This window comes from bacterium (assembly GCA_036524115.1).
Classification (GTDB): domain Bacteria; phylum JAUVQV01; class JAUVQV01; order JAUVQV01; family DATDCY01; genus DATDCY01.
Genome location: DATDCY010000105.1, coordinates 1 through 7,254, shown reverse-complemented (window position 1 = coordinate 7,254; position 7,254 = coordinate 1). Strand labels below are relative to the sequence as shown.

Annotated in this window: 8 protein-coding genes; 5 read left to right on the top strand and 3 right to left on the bottom strand. The window is 71.9% G+C overall.

All coding sequences use genetic code 11. The features are described from left to right. The 3 genes from holB to VI078_04885 all read right to left on the bottom strand — a co-directional run. Window positions 1–703 (bottom strand): DNA polymerase III subunit delta' (gene holB / locus VI078_04895; protein ID HEY5998625.1); only part of this gene is annotated, 703 nt, incomplete at its 3' end. Further along, window positions 700–1,359 (bottom strand): dTMP kinase, encoded by a 660-nt coding sequence (tmk, locus tag VI078_04890; GenBank protein ID HEY5998624.1) that lies wholly within the window; start codon window positions 1,357–1,359, stop codon window positions 700–702. The genes tmk and holB, both read right to left, overlap by 4 nt. Before the next feature lie 5 nt (window positions 1,360–1,364). Next, window positions 1,365–1,856 (bottom strand): hypothetical protein, encoded by a 492-nt coding sequence (locus VI078_04885; GenBank protein ID HEY5998623.1) that lies wholly within the window; start codon window positions 1,854–1,856, stop codon window positions 1,365–1,367. 327 nt (window positions 1,857–2,183) lie between these two features. On the opposite strand from VI078_04885, the gene VI078_04880 reads away from it, so the two are divergent. From VI078_04880 to VI078_04860, 5 genes are all read left to right on the top strand, one after another. After that, window positions 2,184–2,537 carry a helix-hairpin-helix domain-containing protein gene (locus VI078_04880; protein ID HEY5998622.1) on the top strand — a complete coding sequence of 118 codons (354 nt, stop codon included), beginning with the start codon at window positions 2,184–2,186 and terminating at the stop codon, window positions 2,535–2,537. A 170-nt stretch (window positions 2,538–2,707) separates the two neighbouring features. Beyond that, on the top strand, window positions 2,708–3,133 hold the full coding sequence (locus VI078_04875; protein ID HEY5998621.1) for an Rrf2 family transcriptional regulator: 426 nt from the start codon (window positions 2,708–2,710) through the stop codon (window positions 3,131–3,133). Between the two features lie 269 nt (window positions 3,134–3,402). Further along, a complete protein-coding gene (locus tag VI078_04870; protein HEY5998620.1) occupies window positions 3,403–4,578 on the top strand; it encodes an LptF/LptG family permease in 1,176 nt (391 codons plus the stop codon). Further along, on the top strand, window positions 4,575–5,660 hold the full coding sequence (gene lptG / locus VI078_04865) for an LPS export ABC transporter permease LptG (protein ID HEY5998619.1): 1,086 nt from the start codon (window positions 4,575–4,577) through the stop codon (window positions 5,658–5,660). Before VI078_04870 ends, lptG begins: the two co-directional genes overlap by 4 nt. A 254-nt stretch (window positions 5,661–5,914) precedes the next feature. Further along, window positions 5,915–7,254, top strand: a 1,340-nt coding sequence (locus tag VI078_04860) for an AAA family ATPase (protein HEY5998618.1), incomplete at its 3' end; no start/stop codon positions are given.

Sequence of the window (7,254 nt, the reverse complement as noted above, 5' to 3'; positions counted from 1 at the left end):
GGGCCGCGCCCCGCTCGCCGCGCGCGAGCGCCTCGAGCAGCGAGCGGACGGTCTCCGCGCTCTCCTGCCAAGCCTTCGCGTCGCGGGTGAGCGCCGCACCGGGGCTGCCGTCGGCCAGCGCCGCCGCCTGCCGCGCGGCCTGTGCCGGCCAGCCGTTGCGGCGCAGGACCTCGGCGACCTCCTCCTCGGCGAGCGGGCCGAACGCGACCTGCTGGCAGCGGGAGCGGACCGTCGGCGGCAGCGCCCCCGGCCGCGACGCGACCAGAACCACCACGCGCCCCGGCGGCGGCTCCTCGAGCGTCTTGAGCAGTGCGTTCGCCGCCTCCGCGGTCAGCGCGTCCGCCGGGTCGATCAACGCGGCCTTGCGGCTCCCCCGCGCCGGCGTCTGCCAGAGCCAGGCGCCGAAGTTCCGCACCTGCTCGACGCCGATGCTCTTTCTCTTCTCCTTCTCCTTCTCCGGGGCGACGAGCAGCCAGTCCGGATGGGCGTCGCCGCCGACGGCGCGGCACGACGGGCAGGCGCCGCACGGCGCGCCCATCTCCGCGTGGCAGAGCCAGGCGCGCGCCAGCTCGAGGGCGAGCAGGCGCTTGCCGACGCCCGGCAGACCCGTGAAGAGGTACGCCGGGTGCACGGCGCCCCGCGCGAGGGCCCGCGCGAGCAGCTCGCGCTGCGGCGCGTGGCCGACCACGCCGCCGAGGCTCATCGCGCGCCCTGCCCTTCCCCGCCCCCGCGCAGCGCCTCCACCTCGGCGAGGATCCGCCGCTGCAACTCGGCGACAGGCAGCGTGGCCGGGAGCACGCGGAAGCGGCCGGGGGCCGCGGCCGCAAGCGCCCGGTAGCCGTCGCGCACCCGCCGGTGGAAGCCCAGCTCCTCCCGCTCGAAGCGGTCGGCGACGCCCGCGGTGCCGTCCGCGGCCTGGCGGTGCATGGCGCGCTTCACCCCGGATGCGACGTCCTCGCAGTCGAGCAGCACCGTCAGGTCCGGGGCGACGCCTGCAGCCGCGACCGCGCTGGCCTCCGCGATGAACGCGGCATCGAGCCCGCGGCCGTACCCCTGGTAGGCGACCGTCGCGTCCGCGAAGCGGTCGCAGACGACGCAGGCCCCGGCGGCCAGCCCCGGGGCGATCACGTCCCGCACGTGCTGCGCGCGGTCGGCAAGGTAGAGGAAGAGTTCCGCCTGCGGCGCGATGCCGCCCGCCGCCGGATCCAGGAGCATGCCTCGCAGCGCCGCGCCGAACGCCGTGCCCCCCGGCTCCCGGGTGACGACCACCCGCACGCCGCGGGCGCGCAGGGCCTCGGCGAGCAGTGCGGCCTGGGTGGTCTTGCCCGCGCCCTCGATGCCCTCCAGGGTGACGAAGATCCCCCTCAACGCGCGCCCTCGGGCCGCCCGCACTCCGCGCCGTCCCCGCGGGCCTTGTCGAGCGCGTGGCCGAGCACCGGGGCCAGGAAGCGGACGATCGCCGCCGCACGGGCGGCGCGCGCCGGGAGGTTGACGAGCAGCGTCGCCTTGCGCAGACCCGCGCGCCCCCGGAAGAGCAGGTCCTCGGGGCGCGCCGGCGGGGCGAGGCACATCCGCTCCTCGATCCCGGGGAGCCGTCGCTCGATCAATCCTTCCGTGATCCCCGGGGCGTAGTCCTCGCGCAGGTGGCCGGCGCGGCCAACCGTGAGCACCACGTCCGCGCGGTCGCGGTCGCACCAGCGCGCCAGGACGCGCCGCGCCCCGGGCGCGCCGTCGCCAGCGCAGTCGACGGCAAGATCGACGTCGCCCGCCGTCCGCCACGCCGCGCGCACGGCGCGCTCGAGGCTGGGCAGCACCCGCCTGCCCTCGTCGCCGAGGGCGAGAATGCGAACCGCCATCCTCCGTGTCGGTGATCCGTGCATGATCGATGCAGGGTACCACATCGGCGCCGCTCCCGCCCGGCGTCCCCCGCGGGGGCAACGGCTGCGCGCACCTGCTCGCAGGGGGCGCAGCGGTCCCGGCCCCGCAGGGCCCGTCCTCGCGAAAACAGCGCCCATTGCCCCCCCGGCGCCGCTGGCACGCCCGCTGCATTGACCGTGGCGACAGAAGAGGCGGGGCGACGCGCCGGAAAGGAGGTCGCCACCACGAAAGCGGCCCCGCCCGCCGCAACGGACCGTCGGACCGGCACCGCGCCGCCGACTCGAGAAGAGAAAAGGAGGTCTCGCATGAAGCATCTCGCAACAGCCGCTCTCCTGCTGACCCTCGTGGTCGCGGCGCCGGCCGGCGCCGCGGCGCCGTCGGGGGCGCCCCCGCCCGCGCCGCAGACGGCGGGCGACACCCGGGCGCGGGTGGAGGTCAACCGCGCGAGCCTCGCCGAGCTCATCGGCGTCCCCGGCATCGGCGAGCGTCTCGCGCAGGCGATCATCGATCTGCGTGAAAAGAAGGGCCCCTTCACGAAGCTGGACGATCTCCTCGAGGTGCGCGGGATCGGCGAGAAGAACCTCGCGCTCTTCGCCGAGCACCTCATGGTGGCGCCGCCTGCCGCGGGGGTCCCGGCAAAGGTCTCAGCAGCCAAATAGCACCTGCCGCAGCGAGCCGGGGTGGGGGCGCCCGACGCTCCCACCCCGCGTTTTTGTTGTGAAAGTTTTCTCTTGACATGTTTACCGATTCGGTAATAAAGTGCGCCCCCAAGGGTTCAAAGTTTACTGAAACAGTCGATCTCAAGAACCAACGGGGGGACGAGGAAGCGATGCGCCTGACAACGAAGGGGAGATACGCAGTCCGTGCACTCTACTGCCTGTCCTCGTACCAGACTGAGCGGCCCACACCGCTCTCCGAGGTTGCCAAGCGCCAGAACATCTCGCTGAACTTCCTCGAGCAGCTCTTCGTGCACCTGCGCAAGCACGGCATCGTCTCGAGCGTCCGCGGGCCCCGCGGCGGGTACAAGCTGAGCAAGCCGCCGGACAAGATCACGATCGGGGAGATCCTGCGCGCCGTCGGCGAGAGCACCTTCCCGGTCTTCTGCAGCGACGAGTTCGCCACGGGCAAGAAGAGCTGCCCGCGCGCCGACGACTGCGTCACGCACATGCTCTGGGCCAAGCTCGGCACGAACATCAACAAGTTCCTCGACGCGACGACCCTCGCCGACCTCGCCGACTTCGGCCCCCGCTGCTGAGCCCGGCGGACCACGCGCGGCGCAGCTCTCGTCGCCCGTTCGGGCTTCGGGGTCCTGTCGCTGCGCACCCCCACGGTGCTCCCTTCGGTCCGCCGCGTGGGGGTCCCCCGCTCCGCGCCACCCCTTCGCCCAGCTGATTTCGAGGATCCCGTCGGCGTCAGCTCCCGCGGGGCAGGCAGGTTCGCGGGCCTGCCCGGTCAGACCAGGATCGTGCCCCCTCAAGCCCGCGGTTTCGCGGGTGCGAGGCGTCGGTCTATAATCCCGCACGAATGAAGCTCGTCGACCGCTACATCTTCCGGGAACTGCTGCCGCCGTTTTTCGCGGGCATCCTCGTCTTCACGTTCCTGCTGCTCATGAGCCAGGTGCTGCGGCTCATGGAGCTGATCGTGAACAAGGGCGTCGGCGCACCGGCGACGCTGCGCCTGATCCTCTACCTGCTGCCGTCCATCCTCGTCCTCACCGTGCCGATGTCCGTCTTCCTCTCCTGCGTCGTCACCTTCGGCCGTCTCTCCGCCGAGAACGAGCTGACCGCGCTCAAGACCGGCGGCTTCAGCCTGTTGCGGCTCACCGCGCCCGTGGCGCTCTTCGCGGCCGGCGCGTACGCCCTCACCAGCTGGCTGATCATCGCCGCGCTGCCCGCGGGCAACCAGCTCTTCCGCACCCGCATGTTCGAGATCGTGCGCACGAAGGCCAGCGTCGGGTTGACCGAGAAGGTCTTCAACGACGACTTCGAGGGCCTCGTCATCTACGTCAACCACATCCCGGCCGCGGGCGACCCCGTCATGGAGGGCATCTTCATCTCCGACGCGCGTCCCGAGAAGCGCCAGCCCCCCGGCGAGCCGATCACCATCGTCGCCGCCCGCGGCCGGCTCATCGCCGACGCCTCGTCGAACCGCGTCGTCTTCCGGCTCGAGGACGGCGGCATCCACGTGCTCTCGCGCGACCTGCAGACCTACCAGCGCACGCAGTTCGCCACGCACGACCTGCAGCTGAGCTTCGGCGAGGAGGGCACGGAGAGCCTCGCGCTGCCAAAAGGCCTGCGCGAGATGACGCTCCCGGAGCTGCGCGCCAAGGTCGAGGAGTACCGGCGCCTCGGCGTGCAGCAGTGGGCGCCCCAGGTGGAGATCCAGAAGAAGTTCGCGATCCCGTTCGCCGCGCTGGTCTTCGGCTTCCTCGGCGTCGCCATGGGCGTGCTCTTCCGCCGCGGCGAGAAGCTCGTGAGCTTCGCGCTGAGCGTCGGGATCGCCATCGTCTACTATGTCTTCCTCCTCGCCGGCGAGCCGCTCGGCAAGCAGGGACGGCTGCACCCCTTCTGGGCGATGTGGGCCGCGAACCTCTTCTTCGCCGCCGCCACGGCACTGCTCTTCCGCAAGGTGCTCGCCGAGACCCCGTTCACGCTCCCGCGCCTCCCCTGGCCGCGCCGGGGCGGGCGGCAGGCGCCATGACGATCCTCCAGCGCTACGTCACCCGCGAGTTTCTCAAGATCTTCGCGCTCTGCTTCGGCGGGCTGCTCGGCACCTACGTCCTGGTCGACTTCTTCCAGCGCATCGACCTGTTCCTCAACTTCCCGACCCCCGTGCGCTGGAAGCTGCTGTACTTCGCGCTCAAGATGCCGCTGTTCGTCTTCCACATCACGCCCGTGTCCCTGCTCGTGGCGCTGCTCGTGACCCTGGGCATCCTCAACCGCAACCGCGAGATCACCGCCGTCAAGTGCGGCGGCATCACCCTCGTGCACATCTGCGCGCCGCTCGTGCTGGCGGGAGCGGCGGCGAGCGCGCTGGTCTTCCTCACCAACGAGTTCCTGGTCCCCGCCGCCACCCGCGAGGCGCAGGCGGTGCTGGACGTGCGCATCAAGAACCGCCCGATGCGCAGCATCTTCCGGCAGAACCGCATCTGGTTCTACGGCGAGCGCCAGACGATCTACAACATCCAGCTGCTCGACCCCGTGGAGCAGTCGATCGAGGGGGTGACGCTCTACCGCTTCGACCGCAGCGGGCGGCGCCTCAACCAGCGCATCGACGCCCGCAGCGCGCGCTACCGGCGCGGCCGCTGGGACTTCACGCAGGTGACGATCCGCACGTTCCTGCCCGACGGCGGCATCCGCACGGTCTCCTACCCGCGGCGCTCGCTGAAGCTGCCGGAGCGGCCGCAGGACATCTCGCAGTACCGCGAGCGCCCGGAGGAGATGAACTTCCGCGCGCTCGCCGAGTACGTGCGCAAACTCCGCCGCAGCGGCTTCAACCCCGCGTCCTACGTCGTGGACCTGCACGCGAAGCTCGCCCTGCCCCTCGTGAGCCTCGTGGTCGCGCTCCTGGCCATCCCCTTCGCGTTCCGGGCCGGGCCCTCGGGCGGGATCGTGGCCAGCCTCGGCGCCAGCATCACGCTGGGCTTCGCCTACTGGATCGTGCTCTCGATCGGGATCTCGCTCGGGCACGCCGGGAGGCTCGCGCCGTCGCTTGCCGCCTGGCTGCCGAACGTGTTCTTCGTGGGTCTCGCCGCCTACCTCTGGCTCCATCTCGAGCAGTGACGGGACGCCGATAGCGGCCCATCTGCGGCGTTGCCCTCCTCCCGCCTCCCTGCGACGGCCACCAGGCCGTCTCAGTCGCCGGATCGTCGGGCGCCTTGCATCTGGACCCCTCTCGACGCCCCGTCAGGTTCGTTTCTCGGAGAAGCTCGCTTGACACCACATGTAGTAGTGTGCATAGTTATCCACACACGCGATAGTGGGTTCACGGCTTTCTCCTGAAAGTCGTTCGGACGGTTGTGCTGGAGGGACGCGCGGTGATCTTCAAGAAGCTGGAGCTGCAGGGGTTCAAGACGTTCTTCGACCGCACGGAGGTCCACTTCCGCCCCGGCATCAACGCCGTCGTCGGCCCCAACGGCTGCGGCAAGAGCAACATCGCCGACGCCATCCGCTGGGTGCTCGGCGAGCAGAGCCCGAAGCAGTTGCGCGGCGAGCGCATGGAGGACCTCATCTTCTCGGGGAGCGAGGCGCGCCACCCCCTGGGCATGGCCGAGGTCTCGCTCACGGTCGAGCTCACCGGCGAGGAGCTGCCCGCGCCCTACAACCAGTTCACCGAGGTCTGCGTGACGCGCCGGCTCTACCGCTCCGGCGAGAGCGAGTACTTCATCAACGGCGCGGCCTGCCGCCTGCGCGACATCCGCGAGCTGTTCCTCGACACCGGGCTCAACCCCAAGGCCTACGCGGTCATCAGCCAGGGCCACATCGGCTCGCTCGTCGACGCCCACCCCGAGGACCGGCGCGTGCTCTTCGAGGAGGCGGCCGGCATCGCGAAGTTCAAGGAGCGCAAGGCGGCGGCGCTGCGCAAGCTCGACGCGACGGAGCAGAACCTCGTCCGCCTCGCCGACCTGACCGCGGAGGTCAGGCGCCAGCTCGGCTCGCTGCAGCGCCAGGCGCGCAAGGCCGAGCGCTACCACGACCTCAAGGGGCAGCACGAGGAGCTGGAGCTGCGCATCCTCCTGCACAACCACGCCACGCTGGGCGAGCGCGTCGGGCAGCAGGAGGCGCAGCTGCGCGGGCTGGCCGAGCTGCAGGAGACGCTGCGCGTCGAGGGCGCGACGCTGGAGGCCGGCCACGAGGCCGCGGGCCTCGAGACGCTCGAGCTCGAGCGCTCGCTCGGCGGGCTGCGCGAGGAGTTCTACGCCCGGCGCTCGGCCCTCGAGTCCATCGACCAGCGGCTCGACGAGGCCCGAGCACGCCTTGCGGCGCACCAGCAGGCGATCGCCCGGGGCGACGCCGAGGGCGCGCGGCTGGCGGCGCTCATCGAGGTCCACGCCTCGGACCTCGCGCGGGCGGAGGCCGAGATCCGGGAGCTGGCCGCGGCGCTCGTCGGCACCGATGCCAGCGTCCAGGAGACCGCCGCAGGCCTCGCGGCGGCCACCGCCGCCGCCGCGCAGGTCAAGGCGGCGCTCGAGGAGGCCTCCGGTGTCCTGCGCGAGGGCTCGCGGGCCGAGTCCGAGTCCCAGCGCGCCCTGACGCGCGTCGAGACGCGCGCCGAGGCGGTCGCCGGCGAGCTGCAGCGGGTGGCGGCCGAGCTCGCCGCCATCGAGGGCGAGGACGGCGTCCTCGCCCTGCGCGAGGCCGAGCTCGCAGACGCCCT